Source organism: Streptomyces violascens (assembly GCF_014649955.1).
Taxonomy (GTDB): domain Bacteria; phylum Actinomycetota; class Actinomycetes; order Streptomycetales; family Streptomycetaceae; genus Streptomyces; species Streptomyces violascens.
Genome location: NZ_BMUA01000031.1, coordinates 1 through 21,946, shown reverse-complemented (window position 1 = coordinate 21,946; position 21,946 = coordinate 1). Strand labels below are relative to the sequence as shown.

21 protein-coding genes and 1 tRNA gene are annotated in these 21,946 nt (G+C 69.6%); 14 read left to right on the top strand and 8 right to left on the bottom strand.

The genetic code is table 11. The features are described 5' to 3' along the window. The first annotated feature begins 3 nt into the window (after window positions 1–3). Together IE206_RS35970 and IE206_RS35965 are read left to right on the top strand one after the other, a co-directional pair. A complete protein-coding gene (locus tag IE206_RS35970) occupies window positions 4–861 on the top strand; it encodes a 2-hydroxyacid dehydrogenase (protein ID WP_189969834.1) in 858 nt (285 codons plus the stop codon). After that, window positions 840–983, top strand: coding sequence for a hypothetical protein (locus IE206_RS35965; RefSeq protein ID WP_189969832.1), 144 nt, complete (start codon window positions 840–842; stop codon window positions 981–983). Before IE206_RS35970 ends, IE206_RS35965 begins: the two co-directional genes overlap by 22 nt. A 73-nt stretch (window positions 984–1,056) precedes the next feature. Here the strand turns inward: IE206_RS35965 and IE206_RS35960 are convergent, their stop codons facing one another. Continuing rightward, window positions 1,057–1,809, bottom strand: a complete 753-nt coding sequence (locus IE206_RS35960; protein ID WP_189969830.1) for a DUF5324 family protein — start codon at window positions 1,807–1,809, stop codon at window positions 1,057–1,059. Between the two features lie 258 nt (window positions 1,810–2,067). Between IE206_RS35960 and IE206_RS35955 the strand changes: the two genes are divergently transcribed. Both IE206_RS35955 and IE206_RS35950 read left to right on the top strand, forming a co-directional pair. After that, the gene (locus IE206_RS35955) at window positions 2,068–2,601 is read left to right on the top strand and encodes a peptidylprolyl isomerase (RefSeq protein ID WP_189969828.1); all 534 of its coding nucleotides are present in this window, start codon (window positions 2,068–2,070) and stop codon (window positions 2,599–2,601) included. 85 nt (window positions 2,602–2,686) lie between these two features. After that, complete coding sequence (locus tag IE206_RS35950; protein WP_189969825.1) at window positions 2,687–3,574, top strand: rhomboid family intramembrane serine protease; 888 nt, start codon at window positions 2,687–2,689, stop codon at window positions 3,572–3,574. A 277-nt stretch (window positions 3,575–3,851) separates the two neighbouring features. Here the strand turns inward: IE206_RS35950 and crgA are convergent, their stop codons facing one another. Next, window positions 3,852–4,106, bottom strand: a complete 255-nt coding sequence (gene crgA, locus IE206_RS35945; RefSeq protein WP_053724735.1) for a cell division protein CrgA — start codon at window positions 4,104–4,106, stop codon at window positions 3,852–3,854. A 137-nt stretch (window positions 4,107–4,243) separates the two neighbouring features. On the opposite strand from crgA, the gene IE206_RS35940 reads away from it, so the two are divergent. From IE206_RS35940 to IE206_RS35915, 6 genes are all read left to right on the top strand, one after another. Next, entirely contained in the window at window positions 4,244–5,023 is a 780-nt protein-coding gene (locus tag IE206_RS35940; RefSeq protein WP_189969823.1) for a DUF881 domain-containing protein, read from the top strand. Window positions 5,024–5,045: 22 nt separating this feature from the next. After that, window positions 5,046–5,729, top strand: coding sequence for a class E sortase (locus IE206_RS35935; protein WP_189969821.1), 684 nt, complete (start codon window positions 5,046–5,048; stop codon window positions 5,727–5,729). Window positions 5,730–5,797: 68 nt separating this feature from the next. Continuing rightward, window positions 5,798–5,977 carry a hypothetical protein gene (locus IE206_RS35930; RefSeq protein ID WP_053724737.1) on the top strand — a complete coding sequence of 60 codons (180 nt, stop codon included), beginning with the start codon at window positions 5,798–5,800 and terminating at the stop codon, window positions 5,975–5,977. After that, on the top strand, window positions 5,974–6,612 hold the full coding sequence (locus IE206_RS35925) for an aminodeoxychorismate/anthranilate synthase component II (RefSeq protein ID WP_189969819.1): 639 nt from the start codon (window positions 5,974–5,976) through the stop codon (window positions 6,610–6,612). The genes IE206_RS35930 and IE206_RS35925 overlap by 4 nt, the downstream gene beginning before the upstream one ends. Then, the gene (locus IE206_RS35920) at window positions 6,609–7,778 is read left to right on the top strand and encodes a class E sortase (protein WP_226598918.1); all 1,170 of its coding nucleotides are present in this window, start codon (window positions 6,609–6,611) and stop codon (window positions 7,776–7,778) included. The genes IE206_RS35925 and IE206_RS35920 overlap by 4 nt, the downstream gene beginning before the upstream one ends. Continuing rightward, window positions 7,775–8,545, top strand: a complete 771-nt coding sequence (locus IE206_RS35915) for a class E sortase (protein ID WP_189969815.1) — start codon at window positions 7,775–7,777, stop codon at window positions 8,543–8,545. Before IE206_RS35920 ends, IE206_RS35915 begins: the two co-directional genes overlap by 4 nt. Before the next feature lie 112 nt (window positions 8,546–8,657). Here IE206_RS35915 and pknB read toward each other — a convergent pair whose 3' ends face one another. From pknB to IE206_RS35885, 6 genes are all read right to left on the bottom strand, one after another. Continuing rightward, window positions 8,658–10,700, bottom strand: a complete 2,043-nt coding sequence (gene pknB / locus IE206_RS35910) for a Stk1 family PASTA domain-containing Ser/Thr kinase (protein ID WP_189969813.1) — start codon at window positions 10,698–10,700, stop codon at window positions 8,658–8,660. Between the two features lie 188 nt (window positions 10,701–10,888). Then, window positions 10,889–12,352: a penicillin-binding transpeptidase domain-containing protein gene (locus IE206_RS35905; protein ID WP_189969811.1), complete on the bottom strand. Its 1,464-nt coding sequence runs from the start codon at window positions 12,350–12,352 to the stop codon at window positions 10,889–10,891. Beyond that, window positions 12,349–13,770, bottom strand: a complete 1,422-nt coding sequence (locus tag IE206_RS35900; protein WP_189969809.1) for an FtsW/RodA/SpoVE family cell cycle protein — start codon at window positions 13,768–13,770, stop codon at window positions 12,349–12,351. Before IE206_RS35900 ends, IE206_RS35905 begins: the two co-directional genes overlap by 4 nt. Before the next feature lie 26 nt (window positions 13,771–13,796). Next, window positions 13,797–15,278: a Stp1/IreP family PP2C-type Ser/Thr phosphatase gene (locus IE206_RS35895; protein ID WP_226598916.1), complete on the bottom strand. Its 1,482-nt coding sequence runs from the start codon at window positions 15,276–15,278 to the stop codon at window positions 13,797–13,799. Window positions 15,279–15,407: 129 nt separating this feature from the next. Then, window positions 15,408–15,944: an FHA domain-containing protein FhaB/FipA gene (locus tag IE206_RS35890; protein WP_161248201.1), complete on the bottom strand. Its 537-nt coding sequence runs from the start codon at window positions 15,942–15,944 to the stop codon at window positions 15,408–15,410. 10 nt (window positions 15,945–15,954) lie between these two features. Next, on the bottom strand, window positions 15,955–16,824 hold the full coding sequence (locus tag IE206_RS35885; RefSeq protein WP_189969805.1) for an FHA domain-containing protein: 870 nt from the start codon (window positions 16,822–16,824) through the stop codon (window positions 15,955–15,957). 378 nt (window positions 16,825–17,202) lie between these two features. On the opposite strand from IE206_RS35885, the gene IE206_RS35880 reads away from it, so the two are divergent. The 4 genes from IE206_RS35880 to IE206_RS35865 all read left to right on the top strand — a co-directional run bounded on the left by IE206_RS35880 (window position 17,203) and on the right by IE206_RS35865 (window position 21,719). Further along, window positions 17,203–17,285, top strand: a tRNA-Leu gene (locus IE206_RS35880). A gap of 271 nt (window positions 17,286–17,556) precedes the next feature. After that, window positions 17,557–19,251 carry a sensor histidine kinase gene (locus tag IE206_RS35875; protein ID WP_189969803.1) on the top strand — a complete coding sequence of 565 codons (1,695 nt, stop codon included), beginning with the start codon at window positions 17,557–17,559 and terminating at the stop codon, window positions 19,249–19,251. A 91-nt stretch (window positions 19,252–19,342) separates the two neighbouring features. After that, the gene (locus IE206_RS35870; RefSeq protein ID WP_189969799.1) at window positions 19,343–20,002 is read left to right on the top strand and encodes a response regulator transcription factor; all 660 of its coding nucleotides are present in this window, start codon (window positions 19,343–19,345) and stop codon (window positions 20,000–20,002) included. 241 nt (window positions 20,003–20,243) lie between these two features. Then, on the top strand, window positions 20,244–21,719 hold the full coding sequence (locus tag IE206_RS35865; protein WP_189969797.1) for a DUF2252 domain-containing protein: 1,476 nt from the start codon (window positions 20,244–20,246) through the stop codon (window positions 21,717–21,719). Window positions 21,720–21,946 lie beyond the last annotated feature (227 nt).

Below are 21,946 nucleotides of genomic sequence, written 5' to 3'. Positions count from 1 at the left end.
ACCATGAGCGGTCGCAGAGTGGTCGTGAGCGGCGCGACGTTTCCCCGGTCCGCGCGGCACGCACTCGAAGCCGGCGGACTGACCGTCGAAACCATTCCCGGAGACCTGGACGAAGCCGGGGTGATAGAAGCCCTGAGAGGCGCCTGGGGATATGTGCTCGGCGGGTCGGAACGCATGTCGGCGAAGGCCTGGGAGCAGCTCCCCGGTCTTGAGGTCGCCTGTTTCATGGGCACTGGATTCAAGACCTTCATGGAAATCCCCGACGGCCCGTCGCCGGTCAGGTTCACCTATACCCCGCACGCCAACGCCTTCGCCGTCGCGGAATTCGCGCTTGCCCAGACCCTCGATCTGGTCCGCTCGATCACCCGGACCGTCGACGGGGTCGCCGCCGGCCGCTGGAGCGAGCGGGCCACTCCCTCGCTCGGCAGCGTCCGGCTGGGGATCGCGGGCCTGGGGCACATCGGGCGCGAGCTCGCCCGCATGGCACACGCCGCGTTCGGCACCGAGATCGTGTACTGGAACCGCAGCCGCCGCCCCGAGTTCGACGCCCTCCCCTACCGGGCCGTCGGCTCCCTCGACGAGCTGTTCGCGGCCGCCGACGTGGTGTCCCTGAACTTCGCGTACGAGCCGGGCGGGAACGACGCGGTCGTGGGCGCCGAGCAGTTGCGGGCGCTCGGCCCGGACGGCTTCCTGGTGAACGTCTCGCGGCGGAACTGCTCGATCCGGTCGCCCTGCGGACGGCGCTCGCCGAGCGGTGGATCGCCGGGGCCGCCATCGACGGCTACTACATCGAGCCCACCCCGGACCCTGCCGACGACCCCCACGGTCTGCTCGCCTTCGTGCCCGAGCGCCTCCTCGTGACGCCGCACAGCGCCTATCTCAGTACGCACGCGATCGGCAGGATGGCGGACATGGCCGTGGCGAACCTGCTCGCGGTCGCCCGCGGCGAGGTTCCCCCGAACGAGGCCGTCGCCGTCCCTTGACAGCGACGGGTGTCCGCCGGTCTCAGGGGACCGCCGGACACCCGGGGGCTGTGCGGTTGCCTAACGCCGCTCGTCAGCGCCGCTCGTCCCGCTCAGCCGCCTCTTCCGCGGCCTGTTTGGCCTGGACCTCGGGGTCGAGGGCGTCGGTCGTGCTGCCGTCCACGGAGGTGAGCGGGGGGCGGTCGGTGACCTCGGTCGGCTCCGGGGGCTCGACCAGCCAGTCCGGGTTGGCCTGCTTGTCCCACCAGCGCCACGCGGCGAACGTGCCGCCCGCGAGGATGCCGAGGATCACGAGGCCCTTGCAGGCGCGGGCGGCCCTGGCCCGGCGCTGGTGCCGGCGCGCGAGCTTCTCGATCTCCTGCGTCGTCACCTGCCCGCGCAGCGCGGCAAGCGCCGCCGCCGAGCGTGCCATGGCCTCCTCGCGCAGCGGCTGGGCGGCGGCGACCGCCTGTTCCACGCGCGGGGCGGCGTAGTCGGCGGCCTGCCGGGCGGCCCGGCGCGAGCGCTCCGCCGCCTGGTGGGCCACCTCGTCCACCCTGGACGGGACGCGCGGCGCGAGGTGGACGTCGTACTGCTGCCGGGCCTGGGTGCGGGCCTGCGCCGCTGCCTTCGACACCTTCGGCGCGACACGTACGCGCGCCTCCTGGGCGTAGTGCTGGGCATACTGTGCGGCCTGCTGCCTGGCCGAGTCGGCGTAGGGCGCCACCACTTCCGCGGCGTGCAGCACGCTCTCCTTCGCCGTTCCGGTCGCGGCGCGCACGCTCTCCATGCGGGTCACGTGATCCTCCTCCTTGGTGGCGGTTCGGTATGTCGCCTTTCCACCCATCTCGAAATCATGCCTGTCCTGCGGGTACCCGGCATGTGCTCCCAGGCATCCGGGTGGGCAGCGAGTCTTTTGAAGCACCTGGGAGCGCGGGGGCGGAGCGCAGTGCTGGAGGGAGCTTGCGGTCGACAATGCCACGGTTGCGGGCAGTACGGCACCGTTCAGCGGGTATCTGTCGGTAACCGGGCGAATTCCCGTTCGCCGGTGCGGTCCGTGCGAGGATCGTGGGACGTCAGTGCAGACCTCTAAGGAAGGCAGATCGTGGCCGAGCAGCTTTACGCCACCCTGAAGACCAACCAGGGCGACATCGAGATTCGGCTCCTGCCGAACCACGCACCCAAGACGGTCAAGAACTTCGTGGAGCTCGCCCAGGGCGAGCGCGAGTGGACGAACCCGGCGACCGGCCAGAAGAGCACGGACCGGCTGTACGACGGCACCGTCTTCCACCGCGTGATCAGCGGCTTCATGATCCAGGGCGGCGACCCGCTGGGCAACGGCACCGGCGGCCCGGGCTACGAATTCGCCGACGAGTTCCACCCGGACCTCGCCTTCGACAAGCCGTACCTCCTTGCCATGGCCAACGCCGGCCCGGCCACCAACGGCTCGCAGTTCTTCATCACCGTGTCGCCCACCGCGTGGCTGACCCGCAAGCACACCATCTTCGGCGAGGTCTCGAACGACGCCGGCCGCAAGGTCGTCGACGCCATCGCGGCCACCGAGACCAACTCGCGCACCGACCGCCCGGTCAACGACGTGGTCATCGAGTCGGTCGTCGTGGAGACCCGCGAAGGCTGATCTCCGGCTCCGCAGGGAACCTTTCCGCCCCGCCCGTCCGTATGACGAGCGGGGCGGAGCTGCTGCACGAGGACGAGGGAGCCCGATGAACCAGGAAGAGGACCAGGCGCGGCAGGCCGGCCTGCCCGGCTGCTACCGGCACCCGGGGGTGCACACCGGCATCCGCTGTGCCCGCTGCGAGCGCCCGATCTGCCCCGAGTGCATGATCAGCGCCTCCGTCGGCTTCCAGTGCCCCGACTGCGTGCGCTCCGGCTCCGGCACCGGCCACGCCCGTACGGCGAACCAGCCGCGCACGCTGGCGGGCGGGACCCTGGCGGCGGGCGACCCGCAGCTGTTCACCAAGATCCTCATCGGGATCAACGTCGCCGCGTTCGTGGTGCAGCAAATCGTCGGGTTCCGGTTCACCGGCGCGTTCTACCTGCTGGGCGGATGGCCGGTGCAGGGCTTCGACGGCGTGCAGGGCGTGGCCGAGGGCCAGTGGTACCGGCTCCTGACCTCGATGTTCCTGCACGGCAGCTACATCCACATCGCCTTCAACATGCTCAGCCTGTGGTGGCTCGGCGGCCCCCTGGAGGCGGCGCTCGGCCGCGCCCGCTATCTGGCGCTGTACTTCGTGTCGGGCCTGGCGGGCGGCGCACTGACGTATCTGCTCGCCGCCCGCGACCAACCCTCGCTCGGCGCCTCCGGGGCGATCTTCGGCCTGTTCGGTGCCATGGCGGTGCTGATGCGGCGGATGAAGTACGACATGCGGCCGGTCATCGGGCTGCTCGTGGTCAACCTGATCATTACGTTCGCGTGGTCGGGCATCGCCTGGCAGGCGCACGTGGGCGGTCTGGTGGCCGGTGTTCTGGTCGGCATCGGCATGGTCCATGCCCCGGCGGAGCGGCGCGGCGTGGTGCAGTGGGGGACCTGTGCGCTGGTGCTCGCGGTGTCGGTCGTCATGGTGCTGATCCGCACCGCGCAGCTCACCTGACCACAGCGGGTACGAGCTTTCCCCAGAGTTGTCCACAGAGGGTGCCCGAACTTGTGCACCGGGTGGGGAACACCTGCGCCCCTCGCTCCTGACCTGGGTCTTTCCAGGCGGGGCAAGGGGCGCATGGGATGGGGAGACCGGCGGAACCAGTCACACCGGCGTCAACCTTCCGGAAGTTATCCACAGATCGTCTGAGTTATCCACTCCCCGTGGATAGCGCTGTGGATAACTGGGGGCAGAGCTTGCTTTCGCCGCTTCCGCCCCTATGCGAACAGCGCTACTTCCACTGCGTGGAAACGCCGAAGCCGCCCGCGATGAAGCCGAAACCGACGACGATGTTCCAGTTGCCGAGCGCCTTGAGCGGCAGGTCTCCCTCGGTCACATAGAAGAGGACGATCCAGGCGAGCCCGATGAGGAAGAACGCCAGCATCACCGGGGCCACCCAGCCGCGGCTGCCCAGTTTGATGGCGGTCGCCTGCTTCGCGGGCGGCGGCGTGAAATCGGCCTTCTTGCGGATACGTGACTTCGGCACGAGGAACTCTCCTGTCGATGCGCTGCGTGACCGCGCAGGGAACTGTGGCGGCGCCGGGGGACGGGACTGCGGGGGAAGCCTCCCCCAAGCGTCCGTTAGCGTAGTGCTTCCGTGGCGCCGAAGGAGATAAGGGTACGTTGAGCAATTCTGCCGACTCCCCCGACCGGGTCCCCGAGCAACCCCGGCGCCGCCTGCGCGCCCGCCCCGTACGGCTGCTCTCCGCCGCCGTGTTCGCGCTCGCCGGCCTCATCTTCGTCACCAGCTTCAACACGGCCAAGGGCACCAACATCCGCACCGACGCCTCGCTCCTGAAGCTGTCGGACCTGATCAAGCAGCGCGACCACAAGAACAAGGAACTCGGCGACTCCACCGCGGCCCTGCGCGGCGACGTCGACGCGCTCGCCCAGCGCGACGACGGCTCCACCAAGGCCCAGGACCAGCTCCTCAACGGCCTCAAGGACGCCTCCGGCACCGCGCCGGTCTCCGGCAGGGGCCTGACCGTCACGCTCAACGACGCCCCGCCCAACGCCACCGCGGCCCCCGGCTACCCCGCCCCGCAGGCCAACGACCTCGTCATCCACCAGCAGGACCTGCAGGCCGTCGTCAACGCGCTGTGGCAGGGCGGCGCCCAGGGCATCCAGGTCATGGACCAGCGCCTGATCGCCACCAGCGCGGTGCGCTGCGTCGGCAACACGCTGATCCTCCAGGGCCGCGTCTACTCGCCCCCGTACAAGATCACGGCGGTCGGGGACACCGGGAAGCTGCGCGGGGCGCTGAACGCCTCCAAGGCGATCCAGAACTACCAGCTGTACGTGAAGGCCTACGGGCTCGGCTGGAAAGTCGACGAGCACAAGACGATGACTCTCGCCGCCTACTCGGGCACAGTGGATCTCCACTACGCGAAACCGGTGAAGTAGCGCGCGGGAGGGGGCACCTGCGATGTCCGTGCGGATCGTCGTGAGGACCTTCAGCGAACTGTGCCTCACCGTCGGCACCCTGATCGTCCTGTTCGTCGTGTACCTCCTGTACTGGACGGGCGTGAAGGCCGACAACGCCGCGAGCGACCAGATGTCCGGCCTGCAGCAGCAGTGGGCGCAGTCCCCGCCGCCCCTTCCGGCCGCGCCGCAGAAGGCCGCCCCACCGCCCGCGTACAGCGAGGGCCGCTCCTTCGCCGTCATGTACATCCCGCGGCTCGGCAAGGACTGGCACAAGCCCGTCCTCGAAGGCACCGCCGTCAAGGACCTCCAGAAGGGCCTCGGCCACTACGCGAACACCGCCCAGCTCGGCCGGCAGGGCAACTTCTCCGTCGCCGGCCACCGGCGCACCTACGGCGACCCGTTCAAGGACTTCCCGGAACTGCGGCCCGGCGACGCGGTCGTCCTGCGCGACGACACCACCTGGTACACCTACCGCATCGACAACAAGCCCTACCGGACCGTGCCCGGCGACGTCGGCGTCATCGACCCCCTCCCCGCCAAGTCGCCGTTCCGCTCACCGGGCCGCTATCTGACCCTGACCACCTGCGACCCGGAATGGGGCAGTAGCCACCGGCTGATCGTCTGGGGGCACCTCGACTCCACGCTGCCCGTGACGCAGGGCAAACCCACAGCTTTGGACGGCTGACCCCCAACCACAGCCGGGCCCCTTAGTCTGGTGCCGTAACGATCGTCGGAAGGGACAGCGGGGACAGCATGTACGGCTGGATCTGGCGGCATCTGCCGGGCAACGCGTGGCTGCGGGCGCTCATCTCGCTCGCGATGGTGCTCGTGATCGTCTACGTGCTCTTCCAGTACGTCTTCCCGTGGGCGGAGCCGCTGCTCCCGTTCAACGACGTGACGGTGGACCAGGGGATGGGGACGGCAGCCCGGTGAGCGCGCGCATTCTCGTAGTCGACAACTACGACAGCTTCGTCTTCAACCTGGTCCAGTACCTGTACCAGCTCGGCGCCGAGTGCGAGGTCGTCCGCAACGACGAGGTCTCCCTCGGACACGCCCAGGACGGCTTCGACGGCGTCCTGCTCTCCCCTGGCCCCGGCGCGCCCGAACAGGCGGGCGTCTGCGTCGACATGGTGCGCCACTGCGCCGCAACCGGCGTCCCCGTCTTCGGCGTCTGTCTCGGTATGCAGTCGATGATGGTCGCGTACGGCGGCGTCGTGGGCCGGGCCCCCGAGCTGCTGCACGGCAAGACGTCGCCGGTGCTGCACCAGGGCACAGGCGTTTTCGCGGGGCTCCCCTCTCCTTTCACGGCGACCCGCTACCACTCGCTGGCCGCCGAGCCGGCGACCCTGCCGGGCGAGCTCGAGGTCACCGCCCGCACCGAGGACGGCATCATCATGGGGCTGCGCCACCGTGAACTGCCGGTCGAGGGCGTCCAGTTCCACCCCGAGTCGGTCCTGACCGAGCACGGCCACCGCATGCTGGCCAACTGGCTGGTCCGATGCGGGGACGCGGGGGCCGTCGAGCGCTCGGCGGGGCTCGCGCCGGTGGTGGGCAAGGCCGCGGCGTGACCGCCGTGCGTCCGGAGCACGAGTACGACCCGCTGACGGACCCGCTGCCACCGGGCGGGCACGGCTCGCCCTGGTTCCGGGCCGACAACCTGCCACCCGAGGCTTCAGCCCCCGTACAGGAGCCCGTATCCGGGCCTGTGGCCGAGCCCATGGCGGCGCCCGCGCCGGAGCCGCTGACGGAGCCTCAGCAGTGGTACGAGCCGGGCCCCGTGGCCCATCAGCAGGACTGGTATCCCGCCCGGGAGCCGATATCCGAGCCGGTCGCACCGCAGTACCAGGCCTCACCCGGGATACCCGTCTCGGAGCCGATATCCGTCCCGTCGGCCACTGAGGTCCCATCGGTTACCGCGGTCCCGCCGGCCACCGGAGGGCGGGCCGAGCGGCGCAGGGCCGCCAAGGGCAAGGGGCGTGCGGCTCCCGCTCCCGCTCCCGTTCTCGAGCCGGACGGGCGGCGGCTCACCCGGGCCGAGGCGCGCAGGGCGGCCAAGGCCCGTAAGGACAGCGCGGCGGTGATCGCCAGCCGGATCCTGGGCGAAGCCTTCATCACGCTGGGCGTGGTGATGCTCCTGTTCGTGACGTACCAGCTGTGGTGGACGAACGTCCGCGCACACCAGGAAGCGGGCAGCGCCGCCAAGAAGATCGCGCAGGACTGGGCGGACGGCCGCAAGCCCGGCACTTTCGCACCCGGTCAGGGCTTCGCCATCATGCACATCCCCAAGCTGGACATCGTCGCCCCCATCGCGCAGGGCACCAGCAAGCCGAAGGTCCTCGACAAGGGCATGATCGGCCACTACGACGAAGGCTCCCTCAAGACGGCCATGCCGGGGGACAAGACCGGCAACTTCGCGGTCGCAGCCCACCGCAACACCCATGGCGAGCCGTTCCGGTACATCAACCGGCTGAAGGCGGGCGACAAGGTCGTCGTCGAGACGCAGGACGCGTACTACACCTACGAGATCACCAGCGAGCTCCCGCAGACATCGCCCGCGAACGTGTCGGTGCTCAAGCCGATCCCCGCCGGATCCGGATTCACCAAGCCCGGCCGCTATCTGACGCTGACGACCTGTACGCCGGAATTCACGAGTACCTACCGGCTGATCGTGTGGGGCAAGATGGTCGACGACCGACCGCGCAGCAAGGGCAAGCCCGACGCGCTCGTGGAATGACCGAACGGACAGCAGGGGCGGGTGCGGTGGCGACAGGAACCGACCACGAGGAGCGGACCGGCACGCCCGAACCGGCTGCGGCCCGGCGCGGCCGCAGCATCGTCGCAGGCGTCATCAGCGTCTTCGGTGAACTCCTCATCACCGCGGGCCTGGTGCTCGGCCTGTTCGTCGTCTACTCGCTGTGGTGGACGAACGTCATGGCCGACCGCGAGGCATCCGCACAGGGCGACAGCGTGCGCCGCGACTGGGCGGCATCCACCGGACCGGGCGCCCTCGACACCAAGGGCGGCATCGGCTTCCTGCACGTGCCGGCGATGAAGAACGGCGAAGTGCTCGTCAAGAAGGGCACCGACACCGACGTCCTCAACGGCGGTGTGGCCGGCTACTACACGGATCCGGTCAAGGCGACGCTGCCCGGCGCGGGCAAGAACGGCAACTTCACGCTCGCCGCCCACCGGGACGGCCACGGCGCCAAGTTCCACAACATCGACAAGGTGAAGACCGGCGATCCGGTCGTCTTCGAGACCAAGGACACCTGGTACGTCTACAAGGTGTTCGCGGAGCTGACGGAGACGTCGAAGTACAACGTCGACGTACTGCAGCCGGTCCCGAAGGAGTCGGGCGCCAAGAAGCCCGGCCAGTACATCACCCTGACGACCTGCACCCCGGTCTACACCTCGAAGTACCGCTACATCGTGTGGGGCGAGCTGGTGCGCACCGAGAAGGTCGACGCCAAGCGCACCCCGCCGGCCGAACTGCGCAAGTAATGAGCCCGGTTGCTACGGCACCGCTCGTACGGCGCTGAGACCGAGCCAGTACGCCACTGAGCCCCGGCACCCTCGCAGGGTGCCGGGGCTCAGTGCTGAGCGCGGTGGCGGGCTAGGTCAGCGGTCCGCCGCCGGTGGGCCCGCCGAACGGGAAGTTGCTGCCGCCGTCCTGGCCCTGGGAGCCGCCGATCGTCGTAAGCGTGACCGGCTGGTTCGGGTCGGCCATCGTGCCCGAGCCGGGCGTGACCACCGTGACGCGCGCCTTCTCGTCGTCCGAACTGCCGGGCGTGAACTGGATGTTGCTGAAGCCGGCGTCGTTCAGGATCTGCGTTGCTTGCTTGACGGTCTTCAGGACCAGCCCCTGCGGGATGGCCACCTGGCCGCCGGGCGGAGTCTGGCTCTGCGGGCCCTTGGAGACCTTCAGGACGATCTGGACGTCCTTGGGCTGGCTGGTGTTGCCGGTCGGGGTCATCGAGACGACCTGGTTGAGCGGCTTGTCCGCGGAGTCCACGTCCTGGCGGGAGACGTTCGTGAAGCCGACGGCACTGAGCTGCTGGATCGCGACGTTGTAGTCCTTGTTCGTCACGTCGGGCAGATTCGACGTCTGCTTCTTGGCGATCTGAAGCGTGACCGTCGAGTTCTTCTCCGCCTGCGAACCGCCCGTCGGGTCCTGGCTGACGACCGTGCCCGGCGTCGAGCTGGACTCGACCTCCTTGGTCTTCACCTGGAAGCCCTTGGTCTGGAGCAGCTGGGTGGCGCTGTCCTTGTCCTTCTGCGTGACGTCCGGAACCTCGATCTTGGGCGCGCCCGTGGAGACGGTGACCGAGACGGTCTCGCCCTTCTTCATGTTGCCGTTGGCGGGGCTCTGCGTGCAGATGTTGCCCTTGGGCTGGTCCGCGCACGGCTCGTTCTTGGTCACGGACATCTTGACGCCGGCGTTGGTCGCCAGCTTCTCCGCGTCACCCTGGCTGTTGCCGACGAGGTTGGGCACGTTCACCGTGGTGCTGTCGGCGCTGCCGCTGAAGACGGACTTGCCGATCAGGATCGCGCCGACCAGCACCAGGACGCCCGCCAGGATCAGCAGGATCGTCGAGGTGTGGGACTTCTTCTGGTTCTGGCGCCGTCGGCCGGGGCGGTCGTCGTAGCCGTAGCCGCCGTCGTCCGGATTGACCGGCGGAAGCATCGAGGTCTGGCCCGCACCCGAGTCGGCCTGGCGCAGCGCGGTGGTCGGCTGGTCGTTGCCGTAGCCGTTGTTGTAGCCGTCGTACCCGTTGCCGTAGCCGACCGCGCCCAGGGCGGCGGTCGCGGCGACCGGCTGGCCGTCGAGGTAGGCCTCGATGTCGGCGCGCATCTCGTCGGCCGACTGGTAGCGGTAGTCGGGGTCCTTGACCAGCGCCTTCAGGACGATGGCGTCCATCTCGGGCGTGATCTCGGAGTCGAAGTTCGAGGGAGGCTGCGGCTCCTCGCGTACGTGCTGGTAGGCCACGGCGACCGGCGAGTCCCCGACGAAGGGGGGCCGGACGGTGAGCAGCTCGTACAGCAGGCAGCCCGTCGAGTAGAGGTCGCTTCGCGCGTCGACCTGCTCGCCCTTGGCCTGCTCCGGGGAGAGGTACTGGGCGGTGCCGATCACGGCGGCCGTCTGCGTCATCGTCATGCCGGAGTCGCCCATGGCGCGGGCGATGCCGAAGTCCATGACCTTGACCTGGCCGGTGCGCGTCAGCATGACGTTCGCCGGCTTGATGTCGCGGTGGACGATTCCGTTGCGGTGCGAGTACTCGAGCGCCTGGAGGATGCCGATGGTCATTTCCAGGGTGCGCTCGGGCAGCAGCTTGCGCCCGGAGTGCAGCAGCTCACGCAGGGTCGAACCGTCGACGTACTCCATCACGATGTACGGGATGGAGACGTTGTCGACGTAGTCCTCGCCGGTGTCGTAGACAGCGACGATCGCCGGGTGGTTGAGCGAGGCGGCCGACTGGGCCTCACGGCGGAACCGGGCCTGGAAGGACGGGTCGCGGGCGAGATCGGCCCGCAGCGTCTTCACGGCGACGGTGCGGCCGAGCCGGGTGTCGTGCGCGAGGTAGACCTCGGCCATGCCACCACGGCCGAGCACCTGGCCCAGCTCGTACCGGCCGCCGAGGCGACGCGGCTCTTCCATAGCTAATCCAGCCCTCTCCGTCTGTCCCGACCGTACCCATGGGTGGTCCGGCGGTGTGCTGTTCGCGCATACGCTACCGGGCACCGCAAGCCGATCAGCTCGCGACCGCCACCTGATACCGGACCGGTACAGGGCACGTGTGATGTTTCACGTGAAACGAGCGACCGTTTCACGTGAAACAGCCCGGATCACTTCTTGCTGTCGAGCACCGCCTTCATCACGTTCTTGGCGATGGGGGCCGCAAGCTTGCCACCCGCGATGTCGTCGCGGGTCGTGTCGGAACCTTCGATCACCACGGCGACCGCGACCGGGGAGCCGTCCCCGGACTTGGCATAGGAGATGAACCAGGCGTACGGGTTGCCGTTGTTGTCGACGCCGTGCTGGGCGGTACCGGTCTTGCCGCCGACCGTCACTCCGGGGATCTGGGCGTTGGTGCCGGTGCCGTCGGTGACCACGAACTCCATCATCTTCTGGAGCTTCTGGGCGTTGGCGGCCGACAGCGGCTGGCTCATCTGCTCCGGCTGGGTCTTGGACAGCACGTCCACGTTCGGCGCCTGGAGCTGGTCGACCATGTACGGCTTCATCAGCTTGCCGTCATTGGCGACGGCGGCGGCGACCATGGCCATCTGGAGCGGGGTCGCACGGTTGGAGGCCTGTCCGATGCCCGCCATGGCGTTCTGCGGGCGGTTGTCCTTCGGGTAGACGCTGGCATCCGTGCGGACGGGGTTGAAGATCTCCTTGTTGAAGCCGAACTTCTCGGCCTCGGCCTTCATCTTGTCGTTGCCCAGATCGGCACTGATCTTGCCGAAGACGGTGTTGCAGGACCACTGGAGAGCCACCTTGAGTGTGGCGTTCTCACAAGGGATGTTGCCCTCGTTGTTCAGAGGTTGGTGGGCGGTGTCCGGCAGGATGTACGGCACGGGCGACTTCGTCGGCTCGTCGATGCCCGAGTACAGGCCGTTCTCCAGCGCCGCGGCGGCGGTGACCACCTTGAAGGTGGAGCCCGGCGGGTAGGTCTGGCGCAGCGCCCGGTTCAGCATGGGCTGGTTCTTGTCGTCGAGCAGCGTCTTGTAGTTGCTGCCGTCCTTGTAGGTGTTGCCCGCGAACACGGACGGGTCGTACGACGGCGTCGAGGCCAGCGCGAGGATGGCGCCGGTCTGCGGGTTGAGCGCCGCGACCGCGCCCTTCTTGTCGCCGAGGCCTTGGAACGCGGCCTTCTGGGCGGCGCTGTTCAGGGTGGTGACGACGTTGCCGCCCTGCTTCTTCTCGCCGGTGAACATCGAGAGGGTGCGGTCGAAGAAGAGCCGGTTGTCGGTGCCCGACAGGACGCTGTCCTCGATCTTCTCCAGCTGGGAGGCGTCGTAGGTCTGCGAGGCGTATCCGGTGACCGGCGACCACATGGCGCCGTCCTTCCAGACCCGCTTGTACTTGAAGTCGGTGCCCGAGGTCTCGGTGGAGCCGGTGATCGTCTGGCCGTCGGCCGTGATGATGTTGCCGCGCTCGTGGGCGAAGCGCTCGATCTGGACGCGGCGGTTGTACTTGCTCGCGTTCAGCTCGTCGGCCCGGACGTACTGGAGCCAGTTGTCGCGGATCATCAGCGAGAGGACGAGCAGCCCGCAGAAGATCGCAATCCGGCGCAGGGGCTTGTTCACGGGCGGACCACCTGGGTCATCTCGGCGTCGGGGGACGGGGCGGGGGCCGGCGCGGGGCGGCGCGCGGTGTCGCTGATCCGGATCAGAATGCCGATCAGCGCCCAGTTGGCGATGACCGACGAACCGCCCTGCGCGAGGAACGGCATCGTCATACCGGTCAGCGGGATGAGGCCCATCACACCGCCGGCCACGACGAAGACCTGGAGCGCGAAGGCGCCCGAGAGGCCGATCGCGAGGAGCTTGCCGAACGGGTCGCGGGCGGCGAGCGCGGTGCGCACCCCGCGCTCCACGATCAGGCCGTAGATCAGCAGCAGCGCCATCATTCCGGCCAGGCCCAGTTCCTCGCCGACGGTGGAGAGGATGAAGTCGGCGTTGGCGGCGAAGCCGATGAGGTCGGAGTTGCCCTGGCCGAGTCCGGTGCCGAGGGTGCCGCCGGAGCCGAACGACAAGATCGCGTCGCCGATCTGCTGGCAGGCGCCGGTCTTGTCGGTCTTGTAGCAGGCGAACGGGTCGATCCAGGCGTTCACGCGCGACTGGACGTGGGGCTCGAAGGAGGCCACCGCCACCGCGCCGACCGCCGACATCAGCAGACCGAACACGATCCAGCTGGTCCGCTCGGTGGCGACGTACAGCATGACCACGAACAGGCCGAAGAACAGCAGCGAGGTGCCGAGGTCGGTCTCGAAGACGAGGATCAGGATCGACAGCGCCCAGATGACCAGGATCGGGCCGAGGTCACGGCCGCGCGGCAGGTACAGGCCCATGAAGCGGCGGCTGGCCAGCGCGAGCGCGTCCCGCTTCACCATCAGATAGCCGGAGAAGAAGACCGCGATGATGATCTTCGCGAACTCGCCGGGCTGGATGGTGCCCAGGCCCGGAATCGAGATCCAGATCTTGGCACCGTTGACGGCCGGGAAGAACATCGGCAGGACCAGCAGGAACAGCGCCACCGCCATCGAGATGTACGTGTAGCGCTGCAGGATGCGGTGGTCCTTGAGCACCAGCAGTACGCCGATGAACAGGGCCACACCGATCGCGGTGTACAGAAGCTGGTGGGGGGCGTCCGGGGAGAACTTGCCCCAGGCGTTCTTCGCACGCTGGATCAGCCGCGGCGACTGGTCGAGGCGCCAGATGAGCACCAGGCCGAGCCCGTTGAGCAGCGTCGCGAGCGGCAGCAGGAGAGGATCGGCGTACTTGGCGAACTTGCGCACCACCAAGTGCGCCACACCCGCCATCAGGCCCAGGCCCAGGCCGTATCCGAGCATGCCGGAGGGAAGCTTGCCGGTCATGGCAAGCCCCACGTTGGCGTACGCGAACACCGGGATGGCCACCGCGAAGATCAGCAGGGCCAGCTCGGTGTTGCGGCGGCTCGGTGCTTCGATCGCGCCAATGGTGGTCGTGTTGGTGACAACGCTCATGGTGTGGAAAGGCCCCCTACGGCTGCCTACTGCTTACCGCACTGCGAGACCAGCTTCTGCTCGTCCTCCGAGAGGCTGGGGCCGGGTGTGGGAGATGCGGTGGTGGTGGGATTGCTGGACGGGGCGCCGGTGGCGCCCGTGCCGGGCTTCGAGGCGTTGTTGCTCTCGGCGGCGCGGCGCGCCTCCTCCTTCCGGCAGGCGGACGCCTGGGTCGCGAACTCCTTGATCTTGGCCTGCGCCTTGTCGAGGCTGCTCGCGGCGATCGTCGAGTCGATCTGGTTGCGCTGGTACTGCGGAAGGTACTTGAGTTCGATCTCGGGGTGATCGGTCTCCACCTTGGAGAGCTTCACCCACGCCAGGTCCTGGCTGATGCCCCGGTACAGCGCCACGTGCGGCGCACCGTCGCTGTTGGCGCCGATGTAGTACTGCGTCTGCGTCCAGCGGTAGCCGCCGTACAGACCGCCGCCGACGACCGCCAGGGCCAGCACGATGTACAGGGACCGGCGGATCCACCGGCCCTTGCCGCGCCGGCGCGGCTTGACGAAGTCCTCGTCGGTGTACGAGCCGAAGGCGCCCTCGGGCGGGCTGCCGTAGCCGCCGCTGTCCTCACCGCTGCCGGGCGGGCCGAAGCCGCCCGGGGGCGAGGGCGCGGGGCGGCCGAGCCCTGAGGCGCGGCCCGCCGGGGTCTGCATGGCGCCGCCGTCGTTCAGCTGCAGCTGGTTCTCGGCGACCGCGCCCACGATGACCGGTGTGTCGTTGAGCTGCCCCGCCAGGGTGTCCCCGGAGTCGACGTCGAGCACATCGGCGATGATCACCGTGATGTTGTCGGGGCCGCCGCCGCGCAGCGCGAGCTGGATCAGCTCCTGCACCGTCTCCTGCGGGCCCTGGTAGCTGGCGAGGGTCTCCTCCATCGTCTGGTGGGAGACCACGCCCGACAGGCCGTCCGAGCAGATCAAGTACCGGTCGCCGGCCCGCACTTCACGGATCGACAGATCGGGCTCGACATGGTCGCCACTGCCCAGCGCGCGCATCAGGAGCGAGCGCTGCGGATGGGTGGTGGCCTCTTCCTCGGTGATGCGGCCCTCGTCGACCAGCCGCTGCACCCAGGTGTGGTCCTGGGTGATCTGGGTGAGGACGCCGTCGCGCAGCAGATAGGCGCGCGAGTCGCCGACGTGCACGAGGCCGAGGCGCTGACCCGTCCACAGCAGAGCGGTGAGCGTGGTGCCCATCCCCTCCAGCTGGGGGTCCTCCTCGACCATCATGCGCAGCTGGTCGTTGGCCCGCTGCACGGCGGTGCCCAGCGAGGTGAGGATGTCCGAGCCGGGTACGTCGTCGTCGAGCGTGACAAGGGTGGAGATCACCTCGGAGGAGGCGACCTCGCCGGCGGCCTGACCGCCCATGCCGTCGGCGATGGCGAGGAGACGGGGACCGGCGTAACCGGAGTCCTCGTTCCCCTCGCGGATCATGCCTTTGTGCGATCCGGCGGCGAAACGCAGGGAGAGACTCATGCGCACCTCGCCTGTCGGCTCGGGGTACAGCCGGTCATGTCGAGCCACACTGCCCACCCTCCGGTCGGGAGCCCGTCCCGGTCCCTGGGGACCGCCGCGGCTCGCTCGCTCCGCTCGCTCATTGTCGTACTACTTCCGCAGCTCGATGACGGTCTTGCCGATGCGGATCGGCGCGCCCAGCGGAATCGGGGTCGGGGTGGTGAGCCGGGTCCGGTCCAGATAGGTGCCGTTGGTGGACCCGAGATCCTCGACGATCCAATTGCCGTCCCGGTCCGGGTAGATCCTGGCATGGCGGCTCGACGCGTAGTCGTCGTCCAGGACGATCGTCGAATCGTGCGCCCGGCCCAGCGTGACGGTCTGGCCCTGGAGCGCGACCGTGGTGCCCGTGAGGGTGCCCTCGGAGACGACCAGCTTGGTGGGGGCGCCACGGCGCTGCCGCCCGCCGCCACCCTGCTGCTGGCCGCGCTGGGGCGGTGGTGCGGCGGCCGCGGCGGCCTGCCTGCCGGTCTGCTGCTGCCGGTTCGCGTCATTGCCCCGGCGCGAACCGCGCTGGGTGACGCGCGTACCGAACAGGTCGCTGCGAATGACCTGAACGGCCACGATGACGAACAGCCACAGTACGGCGAGGAAACCCAACCGCATGACCGTGAGGGTCAGCTCTGACATTGCCCCCGCTTCACCCTTCGGCTTGCCGGTAAACGATGGTGGTGCTGCCCACGACGATCCGCGAGCCGTCGCGGAGCGTAGCGCGGGTGGTGTGCTGCCCGTCCACCACGATGCCGTTGGTGGACCCGAGATCCTGGATCGTCGGGGGCGTTCCGGTCCGGATCTCACAGTGCCGGCGCGAGACGCCGGGATCGTCGATCCTCACATCCGCATCGGTGCTGCGGCCAAGGACCAGAGTCGGGCGGGAGATCTGGTGGCGGGTGCCATTGATCTCGATCCAGCGTCGCACCTGGCCGTGCCCGCCCGGCATCGGCCCCGGAGCCGCCGGACGGCGGTCGGCGGGCGAGGCGCCAGGGCGGCCCGGAGGCGGCGCCGCGGGCATGGGCGGGGCGGCGGCCGGCGGGTAGCCGTAGCCCCCACGGCCGCCCTGAGGGGCCGCGGGCGCGGGACGCTGCGGGGCACCGGGGCCGGGGCCCTGGGGACCCTGCTGGCCCTGCTGGTCGGTGCTGGACGCGAGTGTGCGGCTGCGCACCCGGTACAGACCGGTGTCGAGGTCCTCGGCCTTCTCCAGGTGCACCTTGATCGGGCCCATGAAGCTGTAGCGCTGCTGCTTCGCGTAGTCGCGCACCAGGCCGGACAGCTCGTCGCCGAGCTGGCCCGAGTACGGGCTGAGCCGCTCGAAGTCCGGAGCGCTCAGCTCGACGATGAAGTCATTGGGGACGACCGTGCGGTCCCGGTTCCAGATCGACGCGTTGTTGTCGCACTCGCGCTGGAGCGCGCCGGCGATCTCGACGGGCTGGACCTCGGACTTGAAGACCTTCGCGAAGGTGCCGTTGACCAGGCCTTCGAGACGCTGCTCGAAACGCTTCAGGACTCCCATGGGGCACCTCCTCCGTCGTTGCCGTCCTGGTGTTGCTGCCGGTTCTGCTCCGGGTCGCTCTCTTGGTACTGCTTACTGATCGTATCCACGCGTCGGGAAATCGGCTGGTTCCCCTTCTGTGCCTTGTGGACGAGTGTCACCTCTCACACGCACCTCTCGTACGGATCGTAGAGGTGGCTTCCCGACAGTGTCCCGCACCCGGGGTGCACTCAGGAGGAGCGGGTAACGATGCCGGGGGTTGCCTCTCTCCTGATCTGCTCCTGTCCACACGGGTCGCCGCAAACAACGGATGTGAATCCACCCTGCGCAGCGTGCTAATCTTCTCGACGTCGCCAGGCAATCGCACCGAAAAGTGAGAGAGCCCAGCACACCACTCTTGCGCGAGTGGCGGAACGGCAGACGCGCTGGCTTCAGGTGCCAGTGTCCTTCGGGACGTGGGGGTTCAAATCCCCCCTCGCGCACAAGTCGGAAGCCCCGCAGATCCCCGGATCTGCGGGGCTTCCTTCATATGTCCGGGCTCTGTGCGGGCGCCCGCGGCCCACGTTCTGTCTCACGTTGTTCTCTCTCACAGGACCTGTCCCTTCTTGCTGTTTCTTCTGTGTCATATGTCGCGTTCCAGGGCGGGCAAACCCATGAAGGGCCCGGGGTGCCTCGAACAGGTCGACTTTTGTCGCGGCGAGGCGCGACGAAAGAGAGCCGTCCCCGAGGGGGCGCGCTGCCTAGGGTGCGGGCGTGGATGTGTCATCGAGGGTCCGTAGCGGATGGTGCCTGCTGAAGGGGCCCGAGCCCTGGACGCGGCGCCGGATCGCCGGCGAGGCCGCGCTCGCGCTCGTACTGGCCCTGATGGCGGGCGGGATCGGGCTGCTGGCCACAGGGCCCCTGAGGGCCGCGGCCGTCGCCCTCGGCGTGGCGGTGCTGTCGCTGCTGCGCCGCTCCCTGCCCGCGAGCGTGCTGCTCGCGGCGGCCGCCCTGTCCATGGCGGCCGGCGAAACAGCCCCGCTCCTGATGGTCGCGGCCTGGTCCGCGGGACGTCGCATCGTCGGCGCGGGACGGGCCCTCGCCGCCTTCACGGCGGCCTTCGTCATCTACCAGGCGCTCGGCGTCATCACGCTGTGGCCCATCGCACAGCCCATCCTCATGGGCATCTTCAGCACCCTGTTCTTCCTGGCCGTGGCTGTCGTACCCGGCCTCACCAGCCGGTACTGGTCCCAGCGGCGCACCCTGCTGAGCGCCGTGCGCGAACACAACGCCCAGCTGCTCCGCGAACGCGCCATGGTCGCGGGCCAGGCCCGGCTGCGTGAACGCCAGCGCATCGCCCAGGACATGCACGACAGCCTCGGCCACCAGCTCGCCCTCATCTCCGTGCACACCGGCGCCCTCGAAGTCGACCCCGAACTGACCGGCCGCCAGCGCGAGGCCGTCGGCGTACTGCGGCAGGCCTCGGTCGCCGCCATGCACGAACTGCGCGAGGTCGTCGGCATCCTGCGCGACGGCATCGAAGCCCCCGCCGTGCCCGACGGAGCCCAGCCCGCCGCCCGCGGCACCGCCGGAATCCAGGCGCTGGTGACAGCCGCACGTGCCGCCGGGAACACCGTGGAACTGCGCACCGGCGGCGAGCCTCGCACCCTGGCAGCCGCCGGCGACCACGCGGCGTACAGGATCGTCCAAGAGGCCCTCACCAACGCGTACAAGCACGCCCCCGGCGCCCCGATCACCGTGGAACTGCGCTACGAACCGGACTCCTTCGTCGTCGAGGTCGTCAACGGCGTCGTCGACCGCGCGGCCGCCCACCAGGCCGGCGAAGTGGTCAGCGGAGGCCAGGGCCTCACCGGGCTGCACGAGCGGGCCCGGCTCGTCGGCGGCATGGTGCACACCGGCCCCACCGACGACGGCGGCTTCCGCGTCGCCGGCGTGCTGCCCTACGGGGCGGCCGAGGCCGCGACGTTCGTCGACGCCCCCGACGACTTCCGACAGCAGTCATCCGCCCCGCCGCTCGGCGACGGTGGTCCGGTCGTGGACTGGAACATCGCGGAGAAGGAGCTGGGCATGGGCGGCAGAAACAGGGCCGGAGGCGTCGCGCTGGGCTGCGGAATCGCCGTAGGGGCGGTGGTACTGCTCGCGATCGCGGCCGGAGTGGGCCTGTTCTTCCTCGCAGGATCGGCCGAGAAAGGCATGATCGACCCGTCCGAGTACGAAAGGATCAAGGTCGGCACGCCCGAGGCGGAGGTCCGCGCCGAGCTGCCGAGCGGCGACACCGTGCTGACCTCCGGTCTCTCCGGAAAAGGCCCTGCCGAACCGGAAGGCTCCCAGTGCCTGGTCCTGATGTCCTCCGACACCGGCGAGGGCCTCAAGACCGAGCCGGTGTTCCGGTTCTGCTTCAAGGACGGCAAGCTGATCGAGAAGAAGTCGTACGAAGTGGCGCGCTAGCCGCGACGAGCGGCGGCCGGGGGCCGACCGGGCAGGCTCGCTCGGGTGCGGCCCGGCGGCGTACAGAACAGGATCAGGACAGGATTTGGGTGTGACGGGACCACGCATCAGGGTCGTGATCGCCGACGACGAGCCCCTCATCCGGGCCGGGATCCGCATGATCCTCACCTCGGACGCGGCGATCGACGTCGTCGCGGAGGCCACCAACGGCCGCGAAGCCGTCGAACTCGCCCGCTCCCACGCCGTGGACGTGGTGCTGCTCGACATCCAGATGCCCGAGATGGACGGCCTGAGCGCCCTGGCCGAGCTGCGCCGGACCGTACCGGCGGCGCGAGTGATCATCCTCACCACGTTCGGGGAGCGGGAGAACGTCCTGCGCGCCCTGGAACACGGCGGCGCCGGATTCCTCCTCAAGGACACCGCGCCCGCCGAACTGATCCGCGCGGTACGCGCCGCGGCCGCGGGCGACGCCTACCTCTCGCCCGCCGCCACCCGGCACGTCGTCGACCAGCTCGCCACGGGCCGGGCCGCGGCCCGCGCCGACGAAGCCCGGCGCCGGGTCGGCGTGCTGTCCGAGCGCGAGCGGAACGTCCTGGCTCTGCTGGGCGAAGGGCTGTCCAACGCGGATGCCGGGAAGCGGCTCCACATGAGCGAGGCCACGGTGAAGACGTACGTCAGCCGCATCCTGGCGAAGCTGGACTGCGAGAACCGGGTCCAGGCGGCGCTGCTGGCGCGGGACGCGGGGTTGTAGGGGGCTGGGTTGGGCTCCGCCGTTTCACGTGAAACGGCGGGATGTCCCGTTGTCGAGAGGAGTGCCGGCGGGCTCCTGTGCCGACGCGGTCGACACAAGCGGATTCCGGGCATCCGCAAAGTTGTCCACAGGGGGAGACGGGCTTTCGCCAGCGCCTGTACCGTCAGGGGCAGTTGAGCTCTCGACGGTGTACGAGAGCGCTGCACAGGGACGTTGTACGAGACGGGGGAGGCGGCACGCCATGGGCGAGGTCGACATGGTGGTTCCGGCACAGCGGGCCGGGGCGGCCGGGGCGGAGGACGGTCGGGGACGGATCCCCGAGGTCTCCGGGTTCGCCCGGCGCCCGCACACACCGGGATCCGGAAACCGACGGGCACAGGCAGCGCCCAAGGCCGAGGGGAAGGCGCTGCGGGACCGGTTCCCGCGCGCCTCGCACGACTCGCTGGTGCTCTCCGCGGACCGGCCGGACGCCGTCCGCGCGGTGGAGGAATCCAACGCGGGCCGGGTGCCCGAGCTCACGCCGATACGCGTGGGCCGCATGGCCGCCAGCCCCTTCGCGTTCCTGCGCGGCTCGGCCGGACTGATGGCACACGACCTGGTCGGCACACCCGTCACCGGCGTCGGCGCGCAGATCTGCGGCGACGCGCACGCGGCCAATTTCGGCCTGTACGGCGACGCGCGCGGCAGCCTCGTCATCGACCTGAACGACTTCGATGAGACCGTGACCGGCCCCTGGGAATGGGACGTGAAACGGCTTGCCGCATCGCTGGTCCTGGCCGGCCGGGAGGCCGGCGCCGACGAGGCCACCTGCCGGGCAGCGGCGTTCGACGCGGTCGGGGCCTACCGCCGCACCATGCGCCTGCTCGCCAAACTGCCGGTCCTCGACGCGTGGAACGCGATAGCCGACGAGGAGCTCGTCTCCCACGCCGACGCTCACGACCTGCTCGGCACCCTGGAACGGGTCTCCGAAAAGGCCCGCAACAACACCAGCGCGCGCTTCGCCACCAAGGCGACCGAGCAGGGCGAAGACGGCAGCCGGCACTTCGTCGACGCGCTGCCGGTGCTGCGCCGCGTGACCGACGCCGAGGCGGCAACGGTCGCCGCCTCGCTTGAGCAGTACCTGGGCACCCTGTCCGAGGACCGGCTGCCGCTGCTCGCCCGGTACGCGATCCACGACGTGGCCTTCCGGGTGGTCGGCACGGGGAGCGTCGGAACACGGTCGTATGTGGTGCTGCTGCTCGACCACCGGGGCGAGCCGCTCGTGCTCCAGGTCAAGGAGGCCAGGCCTTCGGCGCTGCTGCCGCATCTGGCGAAAGCCGGGTTCAAGACGCCCGACGCCGGGCACGAAGGGCGCCGTGTGGTGCTCGGGCAGAAGCGGATGCAGGTGGTCAGCGACATCCTGCTCGGCTGGACGACCGTGGACGAACGGCCCTTCCAAGTGCGGCAGTTCAGGAACCGCAAGGGCAGCGTGGACCCCGCCGCGCTCGCCGCCGACCAGCTCGACGACTACGGGCGCATGACGGGCGCGCTGCTCGCCCGGGCGCATGCGCACAGCGTCGACCCGCGCCTGATAGCCGGGTACTGCGGAAAGAACGAGGAGCTCGACGAAGCGGTGGCAGCCTTCGCGGTGACCTACGCCGACCGCACGGAGGCCGACCACGCGGTACTGACCGCAGCCGTACGGGACGGGCGGATCGCGGCAGAGCTGGGGGTCTGAGCGGGGGCCAGTGCCGGGCCTGCTGAGGAGCGCGGCCGAGGGCCTGTGGCCGGGTCGGGGCATGGCCGAGGTGCGGGTGAGGGCTGGGTGGGCTGGGGGTGGGGAGGGTGGGGGCCGGGGGGGTGCCCCTATGACTTTGGTCAAGGGGTCGGGGCGGGTTGGGGGTCGTAGAAGGTGCCGTCGCGGAGCATGGCGAACAGGACGTCGGCTCGGCGGCGGGCGAGGCA

Coding starts and splice junctions, on each gene's coding strand:
- IE206_RS35970 (WP_189969834.1), top strand. CDS start 4: ATGAGCGGTCGCAGAGTGGTCGTGAGCGGCGCGACGTTTCCCCGGTCC.
- IE206_RS35960 (WP_189969830.1), bottom strand. CDS start 1,809: ATGGGTGGAAAGGCGACATACCGAACCGCCACCAAGGAGGAGGATCAC.
- IE206_RS35950 (WP_189969825.1), top strand. CDS start 2,687: ATGAACCAGGAAGAGGACCAGGCGCGGCAGGCCGGCCTGCCCGGCTGC.
- IE206_RS35935 (WP_189969821.1), top strand. CDS start 5,046: ATGTCCGTGCGGATCGTCGTGAGGACCTTCAGCGAACTGTGCCTCACC.
- IE206_RS35930 (WP_053724737.1), top strand. CDS start 5,798: ATGTACGGCTGGATCTGGCGGCATCTGCCGGGCAACGCGTGGCTGCGG.
- IE206_RS35915 (WP_189969815.1), top strand. CDS start 7,775: ATGACCGAACGGACAGCAGGGGCGGGTGCGGTGGCGACAGGAACCGAC.
- pknB (WP_189969813.1), bottom strand. CDS start 10,700: ATGGAAGAGCCGCGTCGCCTCGGCGGCCGGTACGAGCTGGGCCAGGTG.
- IE206_RS35900 (WP_189969809.1), bottom strand. CDS start 13,770: ATGAGCGTTGTCACCAACACGACCACCATTGGCGCGATCGAAGCACCG.
- IE206_RS35895 (WP_226598916.1), bottom strand. CDS start 15,278: ATGAGTCTCTCCCTGCGTTTCGCCGCCGGATCGCACAAAGGCATGATC.
- IE206_RS35890 (WP_161248201.1), bottom strand. CDS start 15,944: ATGTCAGAGCTGACCCTCACGGTCATGCGGTTGGGTTTCCTCGCCGTA.
- IE206_RS35885 (WP_189969805.1), bottom strand. CDS start 16,824: ATGGGAGTCCTGAAGCGTTTCGAGCAGCGTCTCGAAGGCCTGGTCAAC.
- IE206_RS35865 (WP_189969797.1), top strand. CDS start 20,244: ATGGGCGAGGTCGACATGGTGGTTCCGGCACAGCGGGCCGGGGCGGCC.